Source organism: Lachnobacterium bovis, assembly GCF_900111325.1.
Classification (GTDB): Bacteria; Bacillota; Clostridia; order Lachnospirales; family Lachnospiraceae; genus Roseburia; species Roseburia bovis_A.
In genome coordinates this window covers 22278-46772 of sequence record NZ_FOGW01000021.1, presented here as the reverse complement: position 1 = coordinate 46772, position 24495 = coordinate 22278, and the positions used below count along the sequence as shown (strand labels likewise).

Annotated in this window: 24 protein-coding genes, 1 tRNA gene and 2 pseudogenes; 22 read left to right on the top strand and 5 right to left on the bottom strand. The window is 29.7% G+C overall.

Annotated elements, in window-relative coordinates; translation table 11 throughout:
• A pseudogene (locus tag BMY79_RS12590) lies at positions 1-129 on the top strand (IS110 family transposase); the annotation flags it as partial.
• A gap of 458 nt (positions 130-587) precedes the next feature.
• Positions 588-1976, top strand: coding sequence for a D-alanyl-D-alanine carboxypeptidase family protein (locus tag BMY79_RS09245; protein ID WP_074730805.1), 1389 nt, complete (start codon positions 588-590; stop codon positions 1974-1976).
• 87 nt (positions 1977-2063) lie between these two features.
• On the opposite strand, the gene BMY79_RS09240 is transcribed toward BMY79_RS09245, so the two are convergent.
• Together BMY79_RS09240 and BMY79_RS09235 are read right to left on the bottom strand one after the other, a co-directional pair.
• The gene (locus tag BMY79_RS09240; protein ID WP_022748906.1) at positions 2064-2570 is read right to left on the bottom strand and encodes a hypothetical protein; all 507 of its coding nucleotides are present in this window, start codon (positions 2568-2570) and stop codon (positions 2064-2066) included.
• A gap of 185 nt (positions 2571-2755) precedes the next feature.
• Positions 2756-3790 carry a 3-deoxy-7-phosphoheptulonate synthase gene (locus tag BMY79_RS09235; protein WP_022748905.1) on the bottom strand — a complete coding sequence of 345 codons (1035 nt, stop codon included), beginning with the start codon at positions 3788-3790 and terminating at the stop codon, positions 2756-2758.
• Positions 3791-4276: 486 nt separating this feature from the next.
• On the opposite strand from BMY79_RS09235, the gene BMY79_RS09230 reads away from it, so the two are divergent.
• The 11 genes and pseudogenes from BMY79_RS09230 to BMY79_RS09180 all read left to right on the top strand — a co-directional run bounded on the left by BMY79_RS09230 (position 4277) and on the right by BMY79_RS09180 (position 13700).
• Positions 4277-4903, top strand: a complete 627-nt coding sequence (locus BMY79_RS09230) for a type IV toxin-antitoxin system AbiEi family antitoxin domain-containing protein (protein ID WP_083383532.1) — start codon at positions 4277-4279, stop codon at positions 4901-4903.
• A 94-nt stretch (positions 4904-4997) separates the two neighbouring features.
• Positions 4998-5927, top strand: a complete 930-nt coding sequence (locus BMY79_RS09225; protein ID WP_022748902.1) for a hypothetical protein — start codon at positions 4998-5000, stop codon at positions 5925-5927.
• A gap of 74 nt (positions 5928-6001) precedes the next feature.
• Positions 6002-7423, top strand: a complete 1422-nt coding sequence (locus tag BMY79_RS09220; RefSeq protein ID WP_022748901.1) for an aminotransferase class I/II-fold pyridoxal phosphate-dependent enzyme — start codon at positions 6002-6004, stop codon at positions 7421-7423.
• Between the two features lie 26 nt (positions 7424-7449).
• On the top strand, positions 7450-8037 hold the full coding sequence (locus BMY79_RS09215) for a nucleoside/nucleotide kinase family protein (protein ID WP_074730804.1): 588 nt from the start codon (positions 7450-7452) through the stop codon (positions 8035-8037).
• Between the two features lie 70 nt (positions 8038-8107).
• The gene (locus BMY79_RS09210) at positions 8108-8548 is read left to right on the top strand and encodes a YaaR family protein (RefSeq protein WP_022748898.1); all 441 of its coding nucleotides are present in this window, start codon (positions 8108-8110) and stop codon (positions 8546-8548) included.
• Positions 8549-8593: 45 nt separating this feature from the next.
• The gene (locus BMY79_RS09205) at positions 8594-9583 is read left to right on the top strand and encodes a DNA polymerase III subunit (RefSeq protein WP_027422240.1); all 990 of its coding nucleotides are present in this window, start codon (positions 8594-8596) and stop codon (positions 9581-9583) included.
• A gap of 1 nt (position 9584) precedes the next feature.
• A pseudogene (locus BMY79_RS12585) lies at positions 9585-10463 on the top strand (PSP1 domain-containing protein); the annotation flags it as partial.
• 658 nt (positions 10464-11121) lie between these two features.
• The gene (locus tag BMY79_RS09195) at positions 11122-11865 is read left to right on the top strand and encodes a tRNA1(Val) (adenine(37)-N6)-methyltransferase (protein WP_027422239.1); all 744 of its coding nucleotides are present in this window, start codon (positions 11122-11124) and stop codon (positions 11863-11865) included.
• 59 nt (positions 11866-11924) lie between these two features.
• Positions 11925-12770: a 16S rRNA (cytidine(1402)-2'-O)-methyltransferase gene (gene rsmI, locus BMY79_RS09190; RefSeq protein WP_022748893.1), complete on the top strand. Its 846-nt coding sequence runs from the start codon at positions 11925-11927 to the stop codon at positions 12768-12770.
• A gap of 75 nt (positions 12771-12845) precedes the next feature.
• Positions 12846-12918 (top strand) — tRNA-Met (locus BMY79_RS09185).
• 134 nt (positions 12919-13052) lie between these two features.
• Positions 13053-13700, top strand: a complete 648-nt coding sequence (locus BMY79_RS09180; protein ID WP_022748891.1) for a potassium channel family protein — start codon at positions 13053-13055, stop codon at positions 13698-13700.
• Positions 13701-13813: 113 nt separating this feature from the next.
• On the opposite strand, the gene BMY79_RS09175 is transcribed toward BMY79_RS09180, so the two are convergent.
• Both BMY79_RS09175 and BMY79_RS09170 read right to left on the bottom strand, forming a co-directional pair.
• Complete coding sequence (locus BMY79_RS09175) at positions 13814-14005, bottom strand: DUF951 domain-containing protein (protein ID WP_022748890.1); 192 nt, start codon at positions 14003-14005, stop codon at positions 13814-13816.
• 191 nt (positions 14006-14196) lie between these two features.
• The gene (locus BMY79_RS09170; RefSeq protein WP_074730803.1) at positions 14197-14928 is read right to left on the bottom strand and encodes an NAD-dependent protein deacylase; all 732 of its coding nucleotides are present in this window, start codon (positions 14926-14928) and stop codon (positions 14197-14199) included.
• A 487-nt stretch (positions 14929-15415) separates the two neighbouring features.
• On the opposite strand from BMY79_RS09170, the gene rpsF reads away from it, so the two are divergent.
• The 9 genes from rpsF to dnaB all read left to right on the top strand — a co-directional run bounded on the left by rpsF (position 15416) and on the right by dnaB (position 24070).
• Positions 15416-15706: a 30S ribosomal protein S6 gene (gene rpsF, locus BMY79_RS09165; protein ID WP_022748887.1), complete on the top strand. Its 291-nt coding sequence runs from the start codon at positions 15416-15418 to the stop codon at positions 15704-15706.
• 11 nt (positions 15707-15717) lie between these two features.
• Positions 15718-16170, top strand: a complete 453-nt coding sequence (locus BMY79_RS09160) for a single-stranded DNA-binding protein (RefSeq protein ID WP_022748886.1) — start codon at positions 15718-15720, stop codon at positions 16168-16170.
• 32 nt (positions 16171-16202) lie between these two features.
• Entirely contained in the window at positions 16203-16454 is a 252-nt protein-coding gene (rpsR, locus tag BMY79_RS09155) for a 30S ribosomal protein S18 (protein ID WP_022748884.1), read from the top strand.
• A gap of 706 nt (positions 16455-17160) precedes the next feature.
• Complete coding sequence (locus tag BMY79_RS09150; protein ID WP_027422238.1) at positions 17161-18312, top strand: PucR family transcriptional regulator; 1152 nt, start codon at positions 17161-17163, stop codon at positions 18310-18312.
• A 69-nt stretch (positions 18313-18381) separates the two neighbouring features.
• Positions 18382-18846: an NfeD family protein gene (locus BMY79_RS09145; RefSeq protein ID WP_022748882.1), complete on the top strand. Its 465-nt coding sequence runs from the start codon at positions 18382-18384 to the stop codon at positions 18844-18846.
• 78 nt (positions 18847-18924) lie between these two features.
• Complete coding sequence (locus tag BMY79_RS09140) at positions 18925-19920, top strand: SPFH domain-containing protein (RefSeq protein WP_022748880.1); 996 nt, start codon at positions 18925-18927, stop codon at positions 19918-19920.
• A gap of 250 nt (positions 19921-20170) precedes the next feature.
• Positions 20171-22222, top strand: a complete 2052-nt coding sequence (locus BMY79_RS09135; protein ID WP_027422236.1) for a DHH family phosphoesterase — start codon at positions 20171-20173, stop codon at positions 22220-22222.
• Complete coding sequence (gene rplI / locus BMY79_RS09130; protein ID WP_027422235.1) at positions 22219-22665, top strand: 50S ribosomal protein L9; 447 nt, start codon at positions 22219-22221, stop codon at positions 22663-22665. Before BMY79_RS09135 ends, rplI begins: the two co-directional genes overlap by 4 nt.
• Before the next feature lie 73 nt (positions 22666-22738).
• Positions 22739-24070, top strand: a complete 1332-nt coding sequence (gene dnaB / locus BMY79_RS09125) for a replicative DNA helicase (RefSeq protein WP_022748876.1) — start codon at positions 22739-22741, stop codon at positions 24068-24070.
• A gap of 188 nt (positions 24071-24258) precedes the next feature.
• Here dnaB and BMY79_RS09120 read toward each other — a convergent pair whose 3' ends face one another.
• Complete coding sequence (locus BMY79_RS09120; protein ID WP_022748875.1) at positions 24259-24429, bottom strand: DUF362 domain-containing protein; 171 nt, start codon at positions 24427-24429, stop codon at positions 24259-24261.
• Positions 24430-24495: the final 66 nt, after the last annotated feature.

The following is a 24495-nucleotide window of genomic DNA, read 5'->3' as shown; positions in this document are numbered from 1 at the left end:
GAATATCTAGCCAAGAAGCGAGCCGAAGGTAAACATTATAATGTTGCTCTATCTCACGCTGTAAAAAAGCTAGTACGAGTCATTTATCATCTCGAAAAAACAAATCAGCAATACATTAAAGCATCTTAACTTTTTCTAATTCAATACTCCTTTTTTGAGCACCTACATAGATGCTCTTTTTGTCATGCAGTTTTCAAGGTTCATAGAACTCCAACTGAGTTCAAAATATATCTAAAATGCATTTCTGCACTTTAATCAAAAAATATCATTTTTTAACTTGACTTTTAATAGTTAGTCTTTCTTAATCAAATCATAAAAATCTGTTTATATCATATAATATTTTTTGAAAAATTATAATTTAAAAAATATTAAATTTAATAAAAATTTGGTGATTAAAACAAATTGCGTAAAGCATAGTATATTGTAATATATTTTTTTAAAATAAAAAAGAAAAAAATATTTTTCGTTGTATTTTAGTAGTGCTCTTTGTATAATAGGGGTGAAATTATTTTTTTGTGACACAATTATGCGTGACAACTAAAGGGGAGAAGAAATACTTTCATATATTAATTTGGAGGTACTAAAAAATGAAAAAGAAGGGGTCGAATAAAAAAATACGAAAAAAAATTGTAATAGGATCAACAGTTTTAGGAATTTTTCTTTCAAATATATTTTTAAATGAATATTTTTGTAAAAATATTAAAAATGAAAAGAATAATAATATCTTTTTTTGTGAAAAAATTTATGCAAAAGATAGTAATAATAAAAAAAATAAAAAAAACAGTCATAAAATTGAAGAAACTGTATATTCTGAGGGCGAAAATGATAATAATAACAACAAATGGCCTAGTGGAATTGAAATAGAAACACCTAATGCAATTGTGATGGATGTTAATACGGGGACGATTTTATATGAAAAAAATATAAATGAAAGACGTTATCCAGCAAGTATTACTAAAATTCTTACTACTTTATTAGCAGTAGAGAATTGTAATTTAAGTGAAAATGTGACTTTTTCGAGAGAAGCAGTATATAAAAATGAAATTAATGCTTCACATATTGCCCGTGATGAGGGTGAAGTAATTACAATGGAGCAATGTTTATATGCGACGATGTTAGAATCAGCAAATGAATGTGCTTATGCAACGGCAGAGCATGTAGGAAGTAAAAAAGGCGGAGATTATACAACATTTATAGATTTAATGAATAAAAGAGCGCAAAAACTTGGTTGTAAAGATACACATTTTAATAATTCAAATGGTATGCCAGATGAGCAGCATTATACAACTGCATATGATATGGCATTGATAGCAAAAGAAGCTTATCAAAATGAAAATTTTAGAAAAATCATGTTAACTAAGAAATACACATTACCTGCTACGAATAAACATCCAGAAGAAACATATCTGAGAAATCATCACATGATGTATTATCCTAAAAAAACGACAAAATATCTCTATGATGGATGTCTTGGAGGAAAAACGGGATATACTATTGCAGCTAATGCAACTCTTGTGACTTACGCAAAAAGAAATGATATGTTGTTATGTTGTGTTGTTTTAAATGCAAAATCACCAAATCATTATCTTGATACGATAAAATTATTTGATTATTGCTTTGATAATTTTAAAATATTAAATGTTAAGGATTATGAGAAGAAACTTAAATATAAAGGAAAAAAAGTGAAATATGATCTAAATTCTTATATTAATGTTCCAAAAACTGTAGATTATAAAGAAGTAACTAGTAAATTTATAAAAAATAATTCAAAAGTTGAGTTAGAGTATAGCTACCTTGGAAGAAAAGTTGGAGCAATTCAAATTGTACAACCTAAAGAAAAAATAAAAAAAGCTAAAACAGTGAATTCGAATGATAATGATGATATCATAAAATGGATCATAGGTGCGGTAGTTATTATTTTATTAACAGTTACCTTTAGAAAAATGTTAGCAAAAAAGAAAAATATTATTTTTTAAGATTAAACAGTAATTTTTAAAAATAAGGCTAATCATTATGTGCTAAATTTCTATATTAAGAAAATAGCAAAATGGTTAGCCTTAATTTTATAGTTCTATAATTTTTTTAATTTCATCTAGTAGAAGATCTTTGTTTTCAGTCAAAAATAATAGTCCATTATTTGTTTCAATAATCGTAATATACGACTCTTTTAGGGAATCAATTTTATTAAATAATCCTGTAACATATTGAACACAATCATTTGGTAAATTCAAAAAAATACTTTCAATATTTGAATTACCAATAGGATAAGAATTATTTTGATTTAAGATTTTAGATATTTCACATTCGTATTCATATTGTTTTTTGGTTTTGTTGATTATAAAGAATCCATCCTTGTCTTTTGGCATATCAAGAGATTTTATTGCTCGTTGAACTTGTTTTACCAATGCTCCGGATGTTGGATAAAGTGATTCAAAATATTTCATAAAATCAGAGGCACTGCGAAAATGTTTGTTTTTTCCTGATTGTTTTAGCTCTGTGTTTAATATTCTGACTATTTCATTTTCACAAACCTCACGCGATGGATTTTTTCGTGTTGTTGATTTGTTCATTTTTCCCCTCCCTAATAATACATTAACTTTATAAAAATTATAAATTATTTAAGGTTGAAATACAATAAAAAGTCAACGACAAAAGTCATAATACATAAAAAAAGACAAAAAATAAGTGCCTTAAATCTAAAAATGTTAGATAAAAGACACTTATTCTATATTAGATTTTATTATAAAGTTTTGTATTATAACAAATCAGCAATTTCATAAATAAGACGTTCAGTTTTTTCCCATCCTAGACAAGGATCTGTGATTGATTTTCCATAGATACCGTCACCAATGCATTGGCTTCCGTCTTCAAGGTAACTTTCAATCATTAGTCCTTTAACTATGTTGTTTAAATCTGGAGAAATCTTTTTACTATGTAAAACATCTTTACTAATTCTAATTTGTTCTAAATATTTTTTTCCTGAATTAGCGTGGTTACAATCAACAATGATAGCAGGGTTAGATAAATCTTTCTCGGCATATAATTCTGAGACATTCATCAAATCCTCATAATGATAGTTAGGAATACTGCGACCAAATTTATCAACATAACCTCTCATTATTGCGTGAGCATATGGATTACCATTTGTTTCAACTTCCCATCCGCGGTATAAAAATTTAGAACCGTTTTGTGCAGCAATGATAGAATTCATCATGACTGTTAAGTCACCACCAGTAGGGTTTTTCATGCCGGCAGGAATTCCAACACCACCAGCAACAAGTCTATGAGATTGATCCTCAACAGAACGGGCACCTATAGCTACATATGAAAGTAAATCTGATAAATAACGGTGATTGCTAGGATAAAGCATCTCTTCGGCACATGTAAAGCCCGTTTCGTTAACGACACGAGTGTGCATTTGTCTGATTGCAATGATACCTTTTAACATGTCTTCATCTTTTTCAGGATCAGGTTGATGAAGCATTCCCTTGTAGCCCACACCAATGGTACGAGGTTTATTTGTATATACTCGTGGAATTATAAAAATTTTGTCTTTTACTTTTTCTTGGACTTTAGCGAGTCTTGTCATATATTCAAGAACTGCATCTTCATTATCAGCAGAACAAGGACCAATAATTAAAAGAAATTTATCATTTTTACCAGAAAAAATATCAAAAATTTCATTGTCACGAGCTTCTTTTAACTCTTTAATTTTGTTATCAAGTGGATATTGTTCTTTTAGTTCCTTTGGAGTAGGTAACTTTCGAATAAAATTCATTTGCATTTCCATATTATAATCTCCTATCTATATTAAAGTTGTAAAATACTATTAAGTATATAATATTCTATTTCTTTAAAAAAAACAACCTTTTTAACTTTAAAGTTATAATGTGACGTAGTGAAGTGATAATAGTAAAAAAATTATTGTTTATTTATATTTTTACGGGTATAATAATAAAGATTATCATAATAGGAAGGAATAAGAAATAGAGGAGGTTAGACAAAATATCTAGGTAATACAATTACGATGATAATCTTGGTTATATCATTAGTTATATAATCGGTAATTGTATAGAATTTTATAAAAAACATTTACTAAAAAACAAAATTAAAAACAAATTAAAAACAAACTAAATCAAAAACATAAGAGAATGGAAATGTAAAAGACTACTTTTGAATTTGACAAAAGTAGTCTTTTATTGTGCCCTAAAAAGAGTAATTGACTATACAACTTAAAAAAGTTATTATAAAAGAAAAAGTATTGGAGCGGAAGAAAATGACAAATAGTGAAAGTGTGAAAAGGCGAAAAGAACTACTTATAAAAGTAAAAGATTTTATTGAAGAAGAGGGGGGAATTGCAAAAAAAGAAGATTTAATGACATTAGGGATTGATTATAGAATTATATTAGATTTTGTAGATTTAGGAGAAATAGTTAGAATAAAAAATGGGTATTATACAGATAAAATAGATAGATTTTCTGAAACAGAATTAGTAGCAAAGCTTTTTCCAGATGGGAGACTGTGCATGGAAAGTGCATTGTATGCATATGGATATATTTCAAGAAAACCATATGGATGGTCAATTGCAATAAATAAAAATACTTCGAAGTCGAGATTTAAATTGGATTATCCAAGGGTCATTCCATATTATACAGAACCTGAAGTGCTTGAACTAGGTAGTACTGAAATTGAAATAGAAGGTCAAAAATTTCAAATATATGATAAAGAAAGATTAATATGTGATTGTTTAAAATATGAGGGAAAGTTAGAAAGACAGGATTTTAAAGAGTGCTTACAGTCGTATATATCAGATGAAGACAAAGATATTTGTCGTTTGATGGAATATGCTCGAAAAAGAAAAGTCCTTAGAAAAGTACAAACAATGATAGGAATTTGGATATAAACCTAATTTTATAAGGGGAAAAAGAGGGTTTATATAAATCGTATTGTTGATAAATAAAAGGAGAATGTATTAATAAACAAAAAGGGGTGGACAAATGAAGATTGGTGTGGAAAAGAATACTAGGATTAAAGAAAAAAGTGGAAAGCTTAATTTGAACTATACTATGGCATTAAGATATTTTGCAATAGAAGAAATAATAAGTAGAATTTACGAATCTGAGTACAACGAAAATCTTTATTTTGTGAACCCGTTTATTATGAGTTTTGACTCAAATACAGAGAGAGAAAGTTTGAATTTTTATTATATTAAAAATAATATTAAAAATAAAAAAAAGACAACATTTAAAGGAAAAAATCCCAAAGAGGAACTATGTTGTGCAGATTTAGATGTCGTTTTTGCAAAAAAGATGCTTATTAATATAATGAAAAATAATAAATATAGTGAAATAAAATGGAATGCAGAATTCTATTTTCAAGAAGATGATGTTCAATGGAATTTAGAAGCTGTATATGAACAAATGATTATTCCGATTACAGTACATATTAGACCGTTATTTGATAGTGTTCAAAAAAAAGAGTATCTAGCGTATGAATATAGTTTTCTTGATAATAAGGATAAAGTTGATATATTAATATATCCGAAAGAACGAATTGTTGTAGATAATATGTTTGAAATAGTAGGAAAATTAGAACTAATTGATAGTATGGAATATTATTATATTTTGAATGAAATTTTAAAAAGAGATACATTGAGTGGAATGCATCTTATAGATTATGCAAAAAATAACATAAATGACAGGATAAAAAATATGCAATATTTTAGCAAACTAAAAGAATATAAAAAATATGCATATATGAAAAAAAGATGGGATAAGTATCTGAGTAATAAAAAACTAAAATCTGATTCGTGGGAAATTGCGATAGAAAGAATATTAAATTTTATAGAACCGATATGGACGGCATATTGTAAAAATGAAATTTTAGTAAAGGATTGGATGCCAGATCTTAATAGGTTCCTAGGTTAAAAGATTTTGCTCATTCTTAGTTAAAAAATGTTATAATAGTAAAAGTATGAACCAAAGATACGAAAGGAAAAAATATGTTATACGACAAGTTAGTTAAATATAAGGATAGCAATTATTATCCTTTTCATATGCCAGGTCATAAGAGAAAAAATATCGGATTCGTTAATCCATATGAAATAGATATAACTGAAATTGAGGGATTTGATAATTTGCATGAAGCATGTGATATTATAAAAGAATCTCAAGATATGGCAGCTAAATTATATGGTGCAAAAGAGACGTTTTATCTTATAAATGGAAGTACCTGTGGAATTTTATCAGCTATTTCTGCAGCAGTTGATAAGGGTGGAGAAATATTAGTGGCAAGAAATTCTCACAAGGCCGTGTATAATAGTATTTTTTTGAGGGAACTTAAGGCAACTTATGTTATGCCAGAGGTTACAAAAATGGGATTACAGGGAAGCATAAGTCCACAACAAATAGAAAAAGAATTAAAAAATAATAACTCTATAAAAGTGGTTGTGATAACTTCTCCTACATATGATGGAATTGTTTCTGATGTTAAACAAATTGCAGAAATAACACATAAATATGGAGCAGTTCTTATTGTAGATGAAGCACATGGGGCACATTTTGGATTTTCCGAGGATTTCCCAGAAAATGCAGTGAAATTAGGTGCAGATATAGTTATAGTAAGTGTTCATAAAACACTGGCAGCATTTACACAAACAGCACTTCTTCATGTTTGCAGCAATCGCGTTGATATCAGTAAAGTAAAGAAATTTTTAGGAATATATGAGACAAGTTCACCTTCATATATTTTGATGTCAGGAATAGAAAAAAGTTTATTAATGATTAAAAACGATAGGGTTCGTTTATTTAAAGATTATGCAGATAAATTAAATATGTTCTACAATGACGTTAAAAATGTTAAAAATCTAAAAATTATAAAAAGAGAGGATTTTTCAAATGAAGAAGTATTTGGTTTTGATTTTGGAAAAATTCTTATCTTCACAGGAAAAACTAATTTAACTGGAGTAGAATTATATAATATATTACTAGAAGAGTATCATTTACAAATGGAAATGTGCTCAGGAAATTATGTAGTGGCAATGACAAGTCTTTTAGATACTAAGGAAGGATTTGACAGATTAGCATTTGCTCTAAATGAAATAGATAAAAAATACATTGATGATAGCGAAAATAATAAACAAAATAATAATGATTTTGTGAGAAAAATATATATTTCAAATGAAAAGGCTTTAGAGATATTTGAAGCGGATGAATCAGAATCTAAAGAAATAAGTTTAGATGATTCAATTGGGAAAATTTCTAAAGATTATGTATTTTTATACCCGCCAGGAATACCACTTTTAGTTCCTGGAGAAATTATATCAGCAGATATGATTAATAATATTAAAAATTGTATTGAAATGAAACTAAATGTTTGTGGACTATCTCATTTAGATGGAATTGAAGTTGTCATTACAAAATAACTATATTATACTTAAAGGGCAAGAATATGAATAAAATTTTTTGTATCATGGGAAAAAGTTCAACTGGTAAAGATACTATTTACCAAACTTTATTAAATAGAAAAGACTTTAATATCAAAAAAATCATACCATATACAACAAGACCAATTAGAGTTGGCGAAGAAAATGGTAGAGAATACTTTTTTTGTGATGAAGAAAGAGTAACACAATTAAATAAAGAAAATAAGATAATTGAAATACGTGAATATAATACTGTTCATGGAATTTGGAAATATTTTACAGCTGATGATGGACAGATTGATTTAGATAAAAATAGTTACTTATTGATTGGTACGCTAGAAACTTTTATTTCGCTAAGAAGATATTATGGCACGAGTAAAGTTATTCCGATATACATAGAAGTAGAAGATGGTGAAAGGCTTACTCGCGCGCTTGGAAGAGAGAAAAAACAACGTACACCACATTATGAGGAAATGTGTCGAAGATTTCTAGCAGATCAAAAGGATTTTTCTAAAGAAAATCTAAAAAATGCAAAGGTGGATAAGGTTTTTACAAATAAAAATTTAAAAAATACGGTAGAAGAAATAATTTCATATATTAATAATAATAAATAAACTTTGGCAAAAATATTTGCTTCTCAGAAATATTTAAGTAATTATTATTTAAATAAGTGAGGTGAGAATTTTGGATATCAAGGTTAATAATTTGCAACAAGTTTCACAGGTTCCTGATACTGTTAAAGTTGAAAATACAGATGGAACTTTTAAATTTACATTATCAAGTGCAATAGATGATGCACAATTGCAGCAGAGAATAGAAACTCTATTAAACGATATTACTGCACAGGGTAATAGGATTGCGCAGCATATGGATATTCGTGATATGAAAAGATATCGTGGAATGATAAAAGACTTTCTTAACGAAGTTGTGTATCGATCACATAAATTTTCAAGAGAAAATTTTTTAGATAGAAAAGGCAGACATAGAGTATATGGAATTATTAAACTAATAGATGAAAATCTTGATGAATTAGCAAGTGAGTTAGTAAAAGATGAAACAAATCATATAGAAATTCTTGGAAGAATAGGAGAAATTGAAGGTTTATTGCTGGATATTTTAACATAATTCTGCTGAGGAGATCTTAAAGTAGTGGAATAGGTAGGTATTATTATGGCTGGATTTAAAGATATAGTTGGGCATGAAAAAATAGTGGAACATTTACAAAATGCGATTAAATTAGATAAAGTATCGCATGCATATATTTTAAATGGACCAGATTATTCAGGAAAGAGAATGCTAGCAGAAGCGTTTGCGTTAGCGCTCATGTGTGAAAATAATGACACAGAAGGATGTTTAGAGTGCCATTCTTGTAAGCAGGTTATCGGACATAATCATCCAGATGTAATTTATGTAAATCACGATAAACCAAATACGATAAGTGTTGATGATATTCGATTACAACTTAATAATGATATAGCGATTAAACCATACAATAGTAAGTATAAAATTTATATAATTGATGAAGCAGAAAAAATGAATATTCAATCACAAAATGCTTTGTTAAAAACAATCGAAGAACCACCAGCTTATGCAATTATAATTTTATTAACCACCAATGCAGATTTATTTTTACCAACGATATTATCAAGATGTATAAAATTAGATATTAAAGTTGTAAGAAAAGATGTAATTGTAGATTATCTTATGAAAACTTATAAAGTTCCAGATTATCAAGCTGAAGTATGCGCAGCTTTTTCACAAGGAAACGTTGGAAAAGCAATTCAACTTGCAAAATCACAAGAATTCAATGAGTTAAAGACATCGGTTTTACAACTCGTTAAAAGAATAGGTGACATCGATTTATATGAAATGGGTCAAGCTGTAAAAAAAATTGCAGAATATAAATTAGAAATCGGTGATTACTTTGATTTAATGATAACATGGTATAGGGATTTATTGTTTTTTAAAGCAACAGGAGATGTAAATGGCTTAATTTTTAAAGAGGAAGTTTACGAAATAAAAAAACAAGTTTCAAAACATTCATATGCTGGAATTGAAGAAATCATAAATGCGCTTGAAAAAGCAAAAATGAGAATAAGAGCAAACGTGAATTTTGACTTGGTTATAGAATTGTTGCTACTTACAATTAAGGAGAATTAAAATGACAGAAATAGTAGGTATTAGGTTTAGAAATGCGGGGAAAATTTATTATTTCTCGACAGCAGGTTTTCAATTAGAACCTCCAATGCATGTAATAGTAGAAACAGCAAGAGGAATTGAAATGGGTACAGTTCTATTGGGGAATAGAGAAGTAGAGGATGACAAAGTTGTTCAACCATTAAAACCCGTTATTAGGATTGCGACAGAAGAAGATGACGTAATCGTAGAGGAAAACAGAAGAAAAGAAAAAGAAGCATTTAAAATTTGTAAAGAAAAGATAGAAAAGCATGGATTAGACATGAAATTAGTTGATGCAGAGTACACTTTTGATAATAATAAATTGTTGTTTTATTTTACAGCGGATGGAAGAATTGACTTTAGAGAGCTTGTAAAAGATTTAGCAGCAATTTTTAGAACACGAATTGAGCTAAGACAGATAGGTGTACGTGATGAGGCAAAAATCATGGGTGGAATGGGAATCTGTGGCAGAGAATTATGTTGTAAAACATTCCTATTTGATTTTGCACCAGTTTCAATTAAAATGGCAAAAGAACAGAATTTATCTCTTAATCCAGCAAAAATTTCAGGTGTATGTGGAAGACTTATGTGTTGCTTAAAAAATGAGCAGGAAACATATGAATACTTGAACAGTAAATTGCCAGTGGTAGGTGATAGTGTAACAACTTTTGATGGATTTAAAGGTGAAGTTACAGGAATGAGTGTCTTGCGACAAACTGTAAAAGTTTTAGTAGAAAATGGTGATGTGAAAGAATTAAGAGAGTATAAAGTTGATGAAATCTCATTTAAGCCATCTAGAAAAAAAGCTGTAAAAGTTACAGAAGAAGAGTTAGCTGAATTAAAACAATTAGAAGATGAAGGAACAGACATTGTTGAAAATTCAGGAAAGAAGAATTATCAAGAGAAAAAACAAGAGCGCAAAAAAGAAAATTTTGCAGATAATAAGAATTCGAATGATAATGATAAAAAAACTGAAAAGAAAGCTGATAAAGGTGAAGAGAATAAAGCTACTTTTGATAAAAAACGTAAAAATGAAGGAAGATTATTCAATGACTCTGTAAAGAATGAAAAAGTAGTACTTAGCCAACAAGAAAATAATAAAGAATCTAAAAAGGAAGAATCAGTGAAAGTTTCACAGAATAATGAAATTTTCGAAGAAGAAGCTAAAATCTTTTCAGAAGATAATAAAAAGCGTCATTCAAGAAAAAAAGCAAGAGGCGATCATCGATCAAAAAATAAAAATATGAGGCAAGATCGTAAAAACTCAGATTCTGATAATACTAATGGCGGATATCATAATCCATGGGATAAAAATTATCAGAGTAGAGAAGAAAATGATTTTGCACCAAATAAAACAAAACATCGTTATCGTAAGAATCCAAACCATAATGGAAGAAAAAACGATGATTCAAACGAGAATTTTTCAAAGAATAATAAATCTTCAAGACGTGGTAAGAAAGATTATCATGGAAAAAACAAGAAAAATTATCGTAGTAACAAGCGAGAGGATTAAATAAACAATGACAAATGATACATTTATCCATGAAACTGAAAGGGTAGATGATTTACAAAGAAAAGGATATAAAATAATTCAAGATAAAAATAGATTTTGTTTTGGGATGGATGCAGTTTTATTATCTGCATTCGCCAAGGCAAAAGAAAATGCTAGAGTAATTGATTTAGGTACGGGAACAGGAATTATTCCAATACTTATGGAAGCGAGAGGTTTTGGAAAAGAATTTTATGGACTCGAGATTCAAAAAGATAGTGCAGATATGGCAAGCAGAAGTGTTCAGTTAAATGGCTTAGAGGATAAGATTCATATTGTTGAGGGTGATATAAAAAATGTTTCAGAAAAATTTCAAGCAGCCTCATTTGATGTTGTAACATCTAATCCACCATATATGATAGGACAACATGGATTACAAAATGGTAATGATGCAAAAACTATTGCTCGTCATGAAGTTTTATGTGATTTAAATGATTTGCTTCGAGAAAGTGCTAGATTACTTAAACCTAAAGGAAAACTATATATGGTCCATAGACCGTTTAGGTTAGCAGAAATCTTGAGTGAAATGGTAAGATATAGAATCGAACCAAAAAGAATGAGATTAGTGTATCCCTACGTAGATAAAGAACCAAATATGGTTCTAATAGAAGGAATAAGAGGTGCCAAGAGTCGAATGACAATTGAACCGCCTCTAATTGTGTATAACAAAGATGGAAGTTATACGCAGGAAATTTTAGATATTTATAATAAGTAGAAGTAATCATTTTTATTATATCTAAATTAAGAGAAAAGTTAGTAAGAAAGAGAGAACATATGGTAGGAACATTATATTTATGTGCGACTCCAATTGGAAATTTAGAAGATATTACTTTTAGAGTTTTAAGAACTTTAAAGGAAGTAGATTTAATTGCAGCAGAAGATACACGTAATTCAATTAAGCTTTTAAATCATTTTGAAATAAAAACTCCTATGACAAGTTATCATGAGTTTAATAAAATTGAAAAAGCATATTATTTGGTAGAAAAACTCAAAGAAGGAAAAAATATTGCGTTGATAACAGACGCTGGAACTCCAGGAATTTCAGATCCTGGGGAGGATATAGTAAGAATATGTTATGAACAAGGGGTTCCGGTTACATCCTTACCAGGAGCGGTTGCATGTGTTACAGCTCTTACTATGTCAGGACAAAAAACAAGAAGATTTGCATTTGAAGCTTTTTTACCAAGAGATAAGAAACAAAGAGTACAGGTGCTTGAAGAATTAAAAAATGAAACTCGAACAATTATTATTTATGAAGCACCACATCATTTGGTTAAAACATTAGAACAGCTAAGAGAATACTTAGGAAATCGTGATCTTACAATATGTAAGGAATTGACAAAGAAGCATGAAACAAAAATAAAGACAACATTTGATGATTTGTTAGAGTTCTACAAAGATAATTCGCCTCGTGGAGAATATGTAATGGTTATAGCAGGGCGCGAATTTGAAGATATAATTAAAGATAAACAAGACGAGTGGAAAGAAATGTCACTCGAAGAACATATGGAATATTATGAGAAACAAGGCGTTGATCATAAGGAGGCAATGAAAAAAGTTGCTAAAGATAGAGGAATGAAAAAAAGAGATGTCTATCAGTCTTTATTAGAGAATAAATAGTTATATAATTTATTTTTGAATCAAAGTTGACAGTTTGAGTATAAAGTAGTACAATATAGTTGTTGAGGTTGATGACGCGGGATGGAGCAATTGGAAGCTCGTCGGGCTCATAACCCGAAGGTTATAGGTTCAAGTCCTATTCCCGCAACTTTTAGTGGCTTAGTTAAGGCCACTTTTTTTTTGCAATAGATTAAAATATACACAGTTTAGTCACACTAAGAAACTGATAAGGTGTTATTCTTAACTAAGACATATTGCATAAAAACAATAATGGAGGAAACAATGAAAAATTTACTAATTATAGGAATGGGAAGATTTGGACACCATCTCTGTAATAATTTAATAAAACTTGATAATAATGTTACGATAGTAGATAAAGAAGAAGCAAATGTTACAGATATGATGTACAAAGTTGGAAATGTACAGATTGGAGATTGTACAATTCCAAAAGTTGTTAAATCACTTAATCTAGAAAAATTTGATATAGTTTTTGTTTGTATTGGAACAAGTTTTCAAAACAGCTTAGAGGTTACATCGTTAATTAAAGAAATGGGTGCTAAGTATGTAATTAGTAAAGCAAACAGGGATGTTCAAGCCAAATTTTTATTAAAAAATGGTGCAGATGAAGTAATATATCCAGACAGAGATTTGGCTTTTAATTTAGCAAAAAGATGTAGTACAAATCATGTTTTTGATTATATGGAATTAACGGATGACTATTCATTATATGAAATAGAACCATTAGCTGATTGGATAGGAAAGACAATTAAAGAAATAGGAATCAGACAAAATTATAGTATAACAATCATTGGAATTAGAAATGAGGAAGGTACGGATGTGTTGCCTTCAGCAGAATATAGATTTAATGACAAAGATCATCTTATTGTAGTTGGCCGTCAAGATGATATTGAACCTATGTTAGGTGCATAAAATACAATAATATAAAAATTGTAATGTAATAAAAATAATAAAATAGTAAAAATAAAGTAAGAAAGCCCGTATATTTTTTAAAGTATACGGGCTAAATTTATGGAAATAATAACCTAATTATTTTTTGGCCTAAGTCCACGAGTATTTTTAACAACGGATTTTCTATCGATCATGATTTGATGACCGCAGCCGATGCATTTTAGCCTAAAGTCGGCACCAACTCTAAGTATTTCCCATTCAAAACTTCCGCATGGATGTTTCTTTTTTAATTTTACAATATCGCCTACTTCATATTTATATTCCATAAAAACCTCCATAATAATTTGAATCATTAAGTTGCAAATATGATATCATATTCGCCGTGATATTATCAATAAAATCGTACATTATTCCAAGTAAAAAAATAAAGTAATTTATGGATAAAAATTAAATATAGATATAATATAATAAAAATCAATGTAAAACAGACTGAATTTTATAGTAAAAAAATTGTAAACTATAAAGCATCAATATTTAATTGTGAAAATACGCTACCTAGGCCACTGTTTATACATAAATTTGCTTTTTTGTCGGCTGGAGTTGGTGTTTTATTAATAAGAACAAGTTTATTTCCTTGATAATAATAAATTAAATTGGCAGCAGGATAAACTGTAAGAGAAGTACCACCAATAATCAACATATCAGCATTAGAAAGATCTGATATGGCATTTTGTAGTGTTTCTTCGTTTAATCCTTCCTCGTAAAGTACAACATCTGGTTTAATTATTCCGCCGCAGTTATCACAACGTGGCACATCTTTCGAATTTATAATAGTTTCAACTGGGAAAAATTTGTGGCATTTTTCGCAATAATTTCTAAGAGTACTACCGTGAAGTTCTAAAACACGCTTGCTTCCAGCTTTTTGATGTAAGCCATCTATGTTTTGGGTGATAACAGAAGTGAGTTTGCCTTTTTCTTCTAGTTTAGCAAGCACTTTGTGGGTAATATTGGGTTCTACATCAGGACAGAGCATTTTTGCTCTATAAAATTTATAGAACTCGTCCGTTTTTTTGCGGAAAAAAGTGTGACTTAGAATTGTTTCGGGTGGATAATCGTACTGTTGATTGTATAAACCGTCAACACTTCTAAAATCTGGAATGCCACTTTCAGTTGAAACGCCTGCACCACCGAAAAAAACAATTGATTTTGATTCTTTGATCCAGTCTGAAAAAATTTCTATTTTGTTCATTTGTAAACCCTCCCTAATAGATATAAAAAAAATATACACATAATGAAATAAAAAATATACTAAATGTACAAAAAAGAATTTCATAAACTTATTACATCTTAAAATAATTCTAAATGTTTTATTTTCTAAAAATGTACAATAGTATAAATAGAATAATGAAAAGTGATTAAATTTTTAAAAAACAAACTGTACATTAATATTATAAAGCATTTATAAATAAAATAAAAAACTTAATTTATAAATAAAAAACGAAAATAGAAATTTAGTGATAAAATATGCTATAAAAAGGGTGATTATATCTAGATTAAATTTAGATGATGGAAAATAATAAAAGACTTACAAAACTGTGATAAAAAGTAAAAAAATATAATGAAAATCACTTGCAAAACAAAACAAAACATGGTATCATTTATTCTCGTGGTATATTAAAATTTTCCTTGTTCACGAAATGTCGTGAGCCAGAGACCAAAAGGAGGTAAACAATCGCATGAATAAATATGAATTAGCACTCGTAGTAAGTGCAAAGATCGAAGATGATGCGAGAACAGCAACTGTTGAAAAAGCAAAAGAGTACATTAAACGTGCAGGTGGTGCTGTTACAGAAGTTGAAGAATGGGGCAAAAAAAGATTAGCTTACGAAGTTCAGAAAATGAACGAAGCTTTCTACTACTTCATTCAGTTCGATGCAGAATCTAATGTTCCAGCTCTTGTAGAGCAGGATGTTCGTATTATGGACAATGTTCTTCGTTTCTTATGCGTTAGAAAAGACGAGGCATAAAAGGAGATTATATGAATAAAGTAATTCTTATGGGACGCTTAACCAGAGATGCAGAAATCCGTTATTCTCAAGGTGAGAGCTCAAGTGCAGTTGCAAGATTTACTCTTGCAGTAGACCGTAGATTTAGAAGAAATAATGAGGAGCAGACAGCAGATTTCATAAATTGTGTTTCGTTTGGTAAAACAGCAGAATTTATGGAAAGATTTGGACACAAGGGCGTTAAATTCGTCGTTGAAGGTCGAATTCAAACTGGAAGCTATACCAATAAAGATGGCCAAAGAGTATATACTACTGATGTTGTTGTTGAACAAGTTGAATTTGCTGAAAGCAAAAATACTAGTGATAACAACATGGGTGGCGGATATAGTCAGCAGCCATTTAAACCATCACCAAGCCAAGCGGCACCAAGTGAAGGTTTTATGGAAATTCCTGATGGAATTGAAGAAGAATTACCATTTAATTAGTAGATTTACAATTTTAAAAGGAGGTAACTACGATGGCTTACAATAAAGGCGAAGGTTCTTCAAAGAGAAGACCAATGCGTAGAAGAAAAAAAGTTTGTGTATTCTGCGGCAAAGATAATGTCATTGATTATAAAGATACAAACAAATTAAAGAGATACATCTCTGAAAGAGGTAAAATTCTTCCTCGTCGTATCACAGGTAACTGTGCTAAACACCAGAGAGCTCTTACAGTAGCAATCAAGAGAGCACGTCACTTAGCTATTATGCCATACGTACAGGACTAATTCCTAGTACTGGCAAGAGATAGAAGTTAGTTATCAAGGATTTAAATATATTTGATTTTTGAGTAAATTTGAATGATTTTGATAATTACTATTGCTCGATATAATAAGATATTTAAAAGACACTTTTTAGGAGAATTCTAAAAAGTGTCTTTTTTTATTTAATAGAAAAAATTTAAAGTGTCAAAATTTAATGAAAAATTGAATGAGATAGGAAACTATAATAAAAATTAGCCGAAATAGTATATGGAAGAAAGAATAAAAAAATATAAAAAAAAATCCCAGTTTAGTACTGAGAATATAAAAAAGTCTAAAATGAATTATAATTATTTATATTAATGAAAACAAAAATAATAGGGATATTTAAATGTTTTCATTAATAAGTGTGTTGAATAAATTTGTAATAAAAAGGAAGAGAGGGACCGTCATTATATGACTGTCCCTTATATATATTAGGAATTATATTATGAAAAAAGCTTTTTAAGTGGCTTCATTACATGAAGCTGATTCGAAAATAAATTTTCAAATCGTTATCAAAAAGTTTCGTGTTGTTTTCTCAACACAATATATATTATCATATTTTGGAAATCTTCCAATGGATTTCCAAAATAAAAAGAAATACCGATATATGTACTCAGAGTACAAAAAGTGCTATAATAAAGACAAGTGTTTTTTGTACACGGAAAAATAACAAATTTGAGGTGAATTTATGGGATATACAATAGAAGATATGATGTTAGTATCGAAGAATAGGTATAATATGAAGATGATTGCAGGCAAAAATGGATGGTCAAATTCAATAGTTTGGACTCATATGTTAGAAGAAACGACTATAGTACAAAATTTTTGGGGGAAAGAATTAGCAGTTACTACTGGATTAGGATTTAGAACAACTGAGTCGTTGATGGAATTGGCAAGAGAAATGGTAAAACATCATGGTGCTGGTTTGATTTTAAATACGGGACATTACATTAAAGAAGTACCACAGGAATTATTAGATTATTGTGATGAGAACGACTTTCCACTACTTACGGTTCCACAAGAGATTCATATGGGTGATATGATCAAAGATATTAATATTCGTATATTTTTACAAGATAGTGCAGATGAACAAATTTCTAATGCAATGATAAAAGCGATTGAAGTTCCGGACAATCAAGATGCTTATAGAAAGGAACTACTACCATATTTTGACGTAGATGGAACTTTTCAGGTTGTTTTAATTACATTAAAAGGTTTAGATACAATGGATACTGTTGAGAGAAAAAAATTATCGTACAGAATTCAGATGTATTTAGAAAAAATAACACACAATGGTAATTTTTTCTATTATGATTCATTTTTTGTATTAGTTGTAAATGATGTGCAAAAAAAAGATTTAGATGAAATCGTAGAGGGAATGCTTACTCGTGCAAAAAAACGAATGGTTCAATTTCCACTATATGTTGGTGTGGGAAGTGAAGTAGTTGATATTTCTAATTTATATATTAGTTTTATGCGTGCAAAGGGTGCAGTTAAAATGTCTTTGCGTCATGAAGAAAATTTGAAATATTTTGATGATCTTGGACTGTTTAGATTATTGTATTCAGTAAATGACACCCAATTGCTTGAAAAGATGAAAAATGAACCTTTAAAAGAACTTATGGAATATGATAACAAGCACAAGGGTAATTATGTTGATACATTAGAATGCTATTTGAAGCACAATGGAAGTATTCAAGCTGTTGCAGAGGAAATGTTTACACATCGAAATACTGTGATCTATCGTATTTCAAATATAAAAAAATTGATAAATAATGATTTGGCAACTCCGGATGAAAGATTACCATATCAAATTGCATATTATATTAGAAAAATGTGAAAAAAATATCAGTTAATTATTTACATACAAACTAAATTGTGATAATGTAAGGAAAAGGAGGTTGAATAAATGAATCAATTATTATCAATATTTTCACAGCAGGTATTATTTTGGTTAGTAATTATGTTTGCTATGATTGTACTTGAAATTATAACAGTAGGATTGGTGACAATTTGGTTTGCTATAGGAGCGGCAACCTCGGCTGTTTTCGCAGGAATTGGAGCTCCATTATATGTTCAAGTTATAGTTTTTTTTGTAGTATCTATCATATTATTGATTTTTACAAAACCATTCATGGATAAATATGTTGTGACCAAGAAAGTTGCAACGAATATTGATAGTATTATAGGCGAAAAAGTGGAAATAACACAAAAGATAGAACCATTTGGTAAAGTTGGAGTGGGAAATCTTCAAGGAAAGGAATGGTCTATAATTGCAGATGATCCAAAAGATGAAATTGATGTTGGAGAAATATGCGAGGTTGTTAGAGTACAGGGCGTTAAATTAGTAGTAAAAAGACTTGAAAAAAGATGATAATTACAATAATAAAATAAAATATGTATTTAATTTTATTAAAAAATAAATAAACAAAGAATGGAAAAGGAGAATAATATGGAAGCATATGAAGTTTTACTTGTAATTTTAGCGATTATAGTTATAGCAATCGTTAGAAGTATTAGATTTGTTCCTCAAGCAGAAGCAAGAATAGTAGAAAGATTAGGAGCTTATTTAACAACATGGGAGGTAGGCCCACATATTAAAGTGCCAATTATTGATAAAGTATCAAAAAGAATCGTTTTAAAAGAACAGGTTGCAGATTTTCCACCACAGCCAGTTATCACTAAAGATAACGTTACAATGCAGATTGATACAGTAGTTTTTTACCAGATTACAGATCCTAAATTATATGCATATGGTGTTGATAATCCATTACTTGCTATTGAAAATTTAGCAGCTACTTCATTAAGAAACTTAATAGGTGATCTTGAGTTAGATGAAACTCTTACATCAAGAGAAGCAATTAATACAAAGTTAAGAGCAACATTAGATGAAGTTACAGACCCATGGGGAATAAAAGTTAATCGTGTTGAGTTAAAGAATATTATTCCACCACGAGCTATTCAAGAGGCCATGGAAAAACAGATGAAGGCTGAACGTGAAAAACGTGAATCTATTTTAATTGCAGAGGGTAAAAAAGAATCTACAATTAGAGTGGCAGAAGGTAATAAAGAAAAAGCAATTCTTGATGCACAAGCTGAGAAAGAAGCTGCAATACTTAGAGCTGAGGCAGCAAAGCAAGCTGCAATTTTAGCCGCAGAAGCTAAAAAAGAAGCAACTATTAAAGAAGCAGAAGGTGAAGCTTCAGCTATTGCTAAGATTCAAAGAGCGACAGCAGATGGTCTTGAAATGATTAAGAATGCGTCACCTGATGATAAAGTAATTAAATTAAAGAGCTTAGAGGCGTTTGCTAAAGCAGCGAATGGTAGAGCTACAAAGATTATTATTCCATCTGAAATACAAGGTTTAGCAGGTCTTGCAAAATCTGTTGTTGAAGTTGCGAAGGATACAGATACAAATGAGACAAAATCAGAAAAAGTAGAAGAATAAAATAATAAATTTTGAACCAATAAAAAGAAGTAGCTTAAAGGAATAGCTACTTCTTTTTGTTGAATAAAATTAATGCAGAAAAAAATGCAAAATGCCGATTGTATATGTGGTGGAGTGCGATTTACAAATGTCTTTTATAAGGCTAATAAAAATGTTATAATGTAACATGATTTGATGTTAAATGTGAGAATAAAGAAGTTTATTATTTTATAAATTTTGAAACTAGAATATCTGAAGAGGGAGATGCTAAATGAAAGGAAACATTAAATTTAAGGGGAAGTTGCAGTCATATATTATTGCGCCATTATTTTTGACAATAATTTTAGTAATAGTTGATATTCCTTTATATATGATCGATGCACGAGCGGGTGCTTTAGTAAGCGCATGTGCTTTATTTTATTTTATTTTTACAGTTATAACTTATAGTAATTCTAAGACTAAAGTTATGAATGAGTTAATTGATTTTGCGACGCAATATGCATCTGTGCAAAAAAAATTGATTGATGAATTTGATATTCCGTATGCATTGCTAGACTTTAATGGAAAAATATTGTGGGTTAATAATCATTTTAGTGATGTTACAGGTGTAGATAAGAATTATCATAAATCAATCACTACTATATTTTCTTCTATTACCAAAGAGTTCTTGCAAAAAGCAGAAACAGAAGATGTAGTTCATGTTGAGAAGGAAGATAGAAAATTTAAAATAATTTTAAATAGAATATATTTTAATCAAATCACAGATGGAAGTGAATTTGTGGATGCAAGTAATAGTACAGAGTTTTTGACAGCAGTTTATATTTATGATGAGACAGAATTGCAACATTATAAAAATGAAAATGTTGAACAGAAATTAGTATCTGCGCTTGTATATATTGATAATTACGAGGAGGCGCTTGAAAGTATTGAGGATGTTAAAAGATCACTTTTGACAGCGTTGATAGATAGAAAAGTTAATAATTATTTTAGAGAATATGACGCGTTAGTGAGAAAAATTGAAAAAGACAAATATTTTCTAGTTTTTAAATATAAATATTTAAGACGGTTAGAAGATGATAAATTTAGTGTTATTGAAGATGTAAAAACTATAAAAGTTGGTAACGAAATGGCGGTTACTTTAAGTATTGGTGTTGGTATAAGGGACAATAATTATAATCACAATTATGAATATGCTAGAGCGGCAATTGATTTAGCACTTGGAAGAGGCGGAGATCAAGTTGTTGTAAAAGAAGGCGAGAATATTTCATATTTTGGTGGTAAGAGACAGCAAGTTGAAAAAAACACAAGAGTAAAAGCAAGAGTAAAAGCACATGCCCTTAGAGAAATTATGGAAGGTGTTAGTAATGTCGTGATTATGGGACATAGTGTAACAGATATAGATTCTCTAGGTGCTGGAATTGGTATTTATTGTGCAGCCAAAAATATTGGTAAAAAAGCACAAATATGTATAAATTCGCCATCTACATCGGTTAGACCACTTATGGATACATTTAGAGTAGAGGATGGATACCCAGCAGATTTATTTATAGATAGCGAAACAGCTATAGAAGAAACAAATGCAAATACGTTAGTTATGGTTGTTGATACTAATAAGCCGAGTTACACAGAGTGTCCAGAAATTCTTAAAAAGACAAATACAATAGTTGTATTTGATCACCATAGACAAGGAAAAGAAGTAATAACTAATCCGTTATTATCATATATTGAACCATATGCTTCAAGTGCGTGTGAAATGGTAGCGGAAGTTTTACAATATTTTTCAGAAGGTTTAAAATTAAATGCAGCCGAGGCAGAATGTATCTATGCAGGTATAATTATAGATACCAATAACTTTATGACAAAAGCAGGTGTTAGAACATTTGAAGCAGCGGCATATTTGAAACGAAATGGTGTTGATGTGGCTCATGTTAGAAAACTTCTAAGAAATGACATGGAAGCGTATAAAGCAAGAGCAGAGACAGTAAGACAAGCAGAAGTATATAGGGATATTTTTGCAATTTCAATTTGTCCATCAGAAAATCTAGAAAGTCCAACAGTTGTTGCGGCTATGGCAGCTAATGAATTGTTGAATATAATAGGAATAAAAGCAACATTTGTATTGACTGAGTATAAAGAAAAAATATACATAAGTGCTAGATCGATTGATGAGATTAATGTTCAATTGATTATGGAAAAACTTGGTGGTGGAGGACATTTAAATGTTGCCGGAGCTCAATTAAAAGATGTAAATTTAATTGAGGCTAAGAAGGTAATATTAAGGACCATCGATGAGATGCTAAAAGAAGGAGAAATTAACATATGAAAGTAATTTTATTAGAAGATGTAAAAAAAGTAGGAAAAAAAGGTGACGTAGTCGAATTAAATGATGCATATGCAAGAAATGTTATTATTTCAAAAAAATTAGGACTTGAAGCTACAAACAAGAATCTTAATGATTTGAAATTAAAAAATAAACATGATGAGAAAGTCGCTGAAGAAAACTTAGAAAATGCTAAAAAATTAGCAAAAGAATTAGAAACCAAAAAAGTTGAAGTTAAGTTAAAAACGGGCAAAGATGGAAGAACATTTGGATCTGTTTCAACTAAAGAAATTGCAAAAGCGATAAAAGATCAATTAGGATACGAATTAGATAAAAAGAAAATGTCATGCGATGTTCCAATTAATTCATTAGGAACATATAACTTAGAGATTAAAGTACATCCTAAAGTTGTTGCAACATTAGCAGTTCATGTTTCAGAAGGTTAATTTATTAATTCAAGGGCTATTTAAGATTGATTAAATAGCCCTTATATATCCTAAAGGCAAGGAGAAAGATACAGTGGAAGACGCGGTTGTAAAAAGAATAAAACCTCATAGTACGGAAGCAGAACAATCTGTTATTGGTTCTATGATAATGGATAAAGATGCTATTATTACAGCTAGTGAAATTATTACAAAAGATGATTTCTATGAAAAACAATATGGTGAAGTTTTTGAAGCTATGCTCGAATTAAATGCTGAGGGTGAGCCAGTAGATCTTGTGACCTTACAGAATAAATTAAAAGAGAAAGATGTACCAGAAGAAATTGCAAGCTTAGGATTTGTAGGTAATATTTTAGCACAGGTACCAACGTCTGCAAATGTTAGATATTATGCAGAGATAGTAAGAGACAATGCAATAAAAAGAAGATTGATTAGCATAAATGAAAACATTGCAAATGAATGTTATGCAGGAAGAGCTTCTGTTGATGAGGTATTTGATAAAACTGAAAAAGATATATTTGATTTATTATCAACAAGAACAGGTGGAGAGTTTGTGCCTATTCGTACAGTTGTTATGAATGCTTTAGAGAGAATCGAAAAAGCATCTAAACAAAGTGGTTCGATTACAGGTATCCCAACAGGTTTTATTGATTTAGATTACAGAACAGCTGGATTACAACCTTCAGATTTAATATTAGTTGCAGCAAGACCATCAATGGGTAAAACGGCGTTTGTTTTAAATTTAGCTCAGCATATTGCGTTTCATGAAGATATGTGTACAGCAATATTTTCGTTGGAGATGTCGCGTGAGCAGCTAATGAACCGTTTGTTTTCATTAGAGGGTCACGTAGATGCACAAGCACTTAGAACAGGTAATTTGTCTGATGCTGATTGGGAGCAGTTGATAGAAGCAGCAGGTATAATAGGTGATTCACATTTGATTATTGATGATACACCTGGTATAAGTGTTACTGAATTAAGAAGTAAATGTAGAAAATATAAATTAGAGCATGATCTTAAATTAATAATAATTGATTATTTACAGCTTATGTCTGGTTCTGGTAGAAGCGGAGATTCAAGACAACAAGAAATATCAGATATTTCAAGATCACTAAAAGCGGTAGCGAGAGAATTAAATGTTCCAGTTATTGCGTTATCGCAGTTATCTCGTGCAGTAGAGCAAAGACCAGATCATAGACCAATGCTTTCGGATTTGAGAGAGTCAGGAGCTATCGAGCAGGATGCCGATGTGGTAATGTTTATCTATAGAGATGATTACTACAACAAAGATACGGATCAAAAAGGTATATCAGAGATAATTATAGCAAAACAACGTAATGGTCCAATTGGAACTGTTAAACTTGCATGGTTACCAGAGTATACAAGATTTGCCAACTTAGAACATTAAAATATAAAATTTTAATAAGAGATCAATATATAAAATTTTAATAAGAGATTAATATATAATAATATCATTTTATAATAAAAAAGACTATCAGTCTAATCACCATAAGCGGTGGTAGACGATAGTCTTTTTGTTTTAGTGTTATAAACACGCTTTTGTTTAATTCGTTTATGTATTATTAATGGTGCCAATTACTCTTCAGAAATAGCTCCTGTTGGGCAAACACCAGCGCATGTTCCACAGCTAATGCATGAATCAGCATCAATATTGTACTGTGTATCACCAGCAGAGATTGCTCCTACTGGACACTGGTCAGAACATGTTCCACAACTAACACATGAATCAGAAATTACGTATGCCATAAATAAATTCCTCCTTAATATTTGTTAAAAATAGTGTAGTCATTTATCGACTATCCTTATTGTAGC

Excerpts from the sequence above, each read along its gene's own strand:
- BMY79_RS09245 (WP_074730805.1), top strand. The coding sequence starts at position 588 with ATGAAAAAGAAGGGGTCGAATAAAAAAATACGAAAAAAAATTGTAATA.
- BMY79_RS09240 (WP_022748906.1), bottom strand. The coding sequence starts at position 2,570 with ATGAACAAATCAACAACACGAAAAAATCCATCGCGTGAGGTTTGTGAA.
- BMY79_RS09235 (WP_022748905.1), bottom strand. The coding sequence starts at position 3,790 with ATGGAAATGCAAATGAATTTTATTCGAAAGTTACCTACTCCAAAGGAA.
- BMY79_RS09230 (WP_083383532.1), top strand. The coding sequence starts at position 4,277 with ATGACAAATAGTGAAAGTGTGAAAAGGCGAAAAGAACTACTTATAAAA.
- BMY79_RS09225 (WP_022748902.1), top strand. The coding sequence starts at position 4,998 with ATGAAGATTGGTGTGGAAAAGAATACTAGGATTAAAGAAAAAAGTGGA.
- BMY79_RS09220 (WP_022748901.1), top strand. The coding sequence starts at position 6,002 with ATGTTATACGACAAGTTAGTTAAATATAAGGATAGCAATTATTATCCT.
- BMY79_RS09215 (WP_074730804.1), top strand. The coding sequence starts at position 7,450 with ATGAATAAAATTTTTTGTATCATGGGAAAAAGTTCAACTGGTAAAGAT.
- BMY79_RS09205 (WP_027422240.1), top strand. The coding sequence starts at position 8,594 with ATGGCTGGATTTAAAGATATAGTTGGGCATGAAAAAATAGTGGAACAT.
- BMY79_RS09195 (WP_027422239.1), top strand. The coding sequence starts at position 11,122 with ATGACAAATGATACATTTATCCATGAAACTGAAAGGGTAGATGATTTA.
- rsmI (WP_022748893.1), top strand. The coding sequence starts at position 11,925 with ATGGTAGGAACATTATATTTATGTGCGACTCCAATTGGAAATTTAGAA.
- BMY79_RS09180 (WP_022748891.1), top strand. The coding sequence starts at position 13,053 with ATGAAAAATTTACTAATTATAGGAATGGGAAGATTTGGACACCATCTC.
- BMY79_RS09175 (WP_022748890.1), bottom strand. The coding sequence starts at position 14,005 with ATGGAATATAAATATGAAGTAGGCGATATTGTAAAATTAAAAAAGAAA.
- BMY79_RS09170 (WP_074730803.1), bottom strand. The coding sequence starts at position 14,928 with ATGAACAAAATAGAAATTTTTTCAGACTGGATCAAAGAATCAAAATCA.
- rpsF (WP_022748887.1), top strand. The coding sequence starts at position 15,416 with ATGAATAAATATGAATTAGCACTCGTAGTAAGTGCAAAGATCGAAGAT.
- BMY79_RS09160 (WP_022748886.1), top strand. The coding sequence starts at position 15,718 with ATGAATAAAGTAATTCTTATGGGACGCTTAACCAGAGATGCAGAAATC.
- rpsR (WP_022748884.1), top strand. The coding sequence starts at position 16,203 with ATGGCTTACAATAAAGGCGAAGGTTCTTCAAAGAGAAGACCAATGCGT.
- BMY79_RS09150 (WP_027422238.1), top strand. The coding sequence starts at position 17,161 with ATGGGATATACAATAGAAGATATGATGTTAGTATCGAAGAATAGGTAT.
- BMY79_RS09145 (WP_022748882.1), top strand. The coding sequence starts at position 18,382 with ATGAATCAATTATTATCAATATTTTCACAGCAGGTATTATTTTGGTTA.
- BMY79_RS09140 (WP_022748880.1), top strand. The coding sequence starts at position 18,925 with ATGGAAGCATATGAAGTTTTACTTGTAATTTTAGCGATTATAGTTATA.
- BMY79_RS09135 (WP_027422236.1), top strand. The coding sequence starts at position 20,171 with ATGAAAGGAAACATTAAATTTAAGGGGAAGTTGCAGTCATATATTATT.
- rplI (WP_027422235.1), top strand. The coding sequence starts at position 22,219 with ATGAAAGTAATTTTATTAGAAGATGTAAAAAAAGTAGGAAAAAAAGGT.
- BMY79_RS09120 (WP_022748875.1), bottom strand. The coding sequence starts at position 24,429 with ATGGCATACGTAATTTCTGATTCATGTGTTAGTTGTGGAACATGTTCT.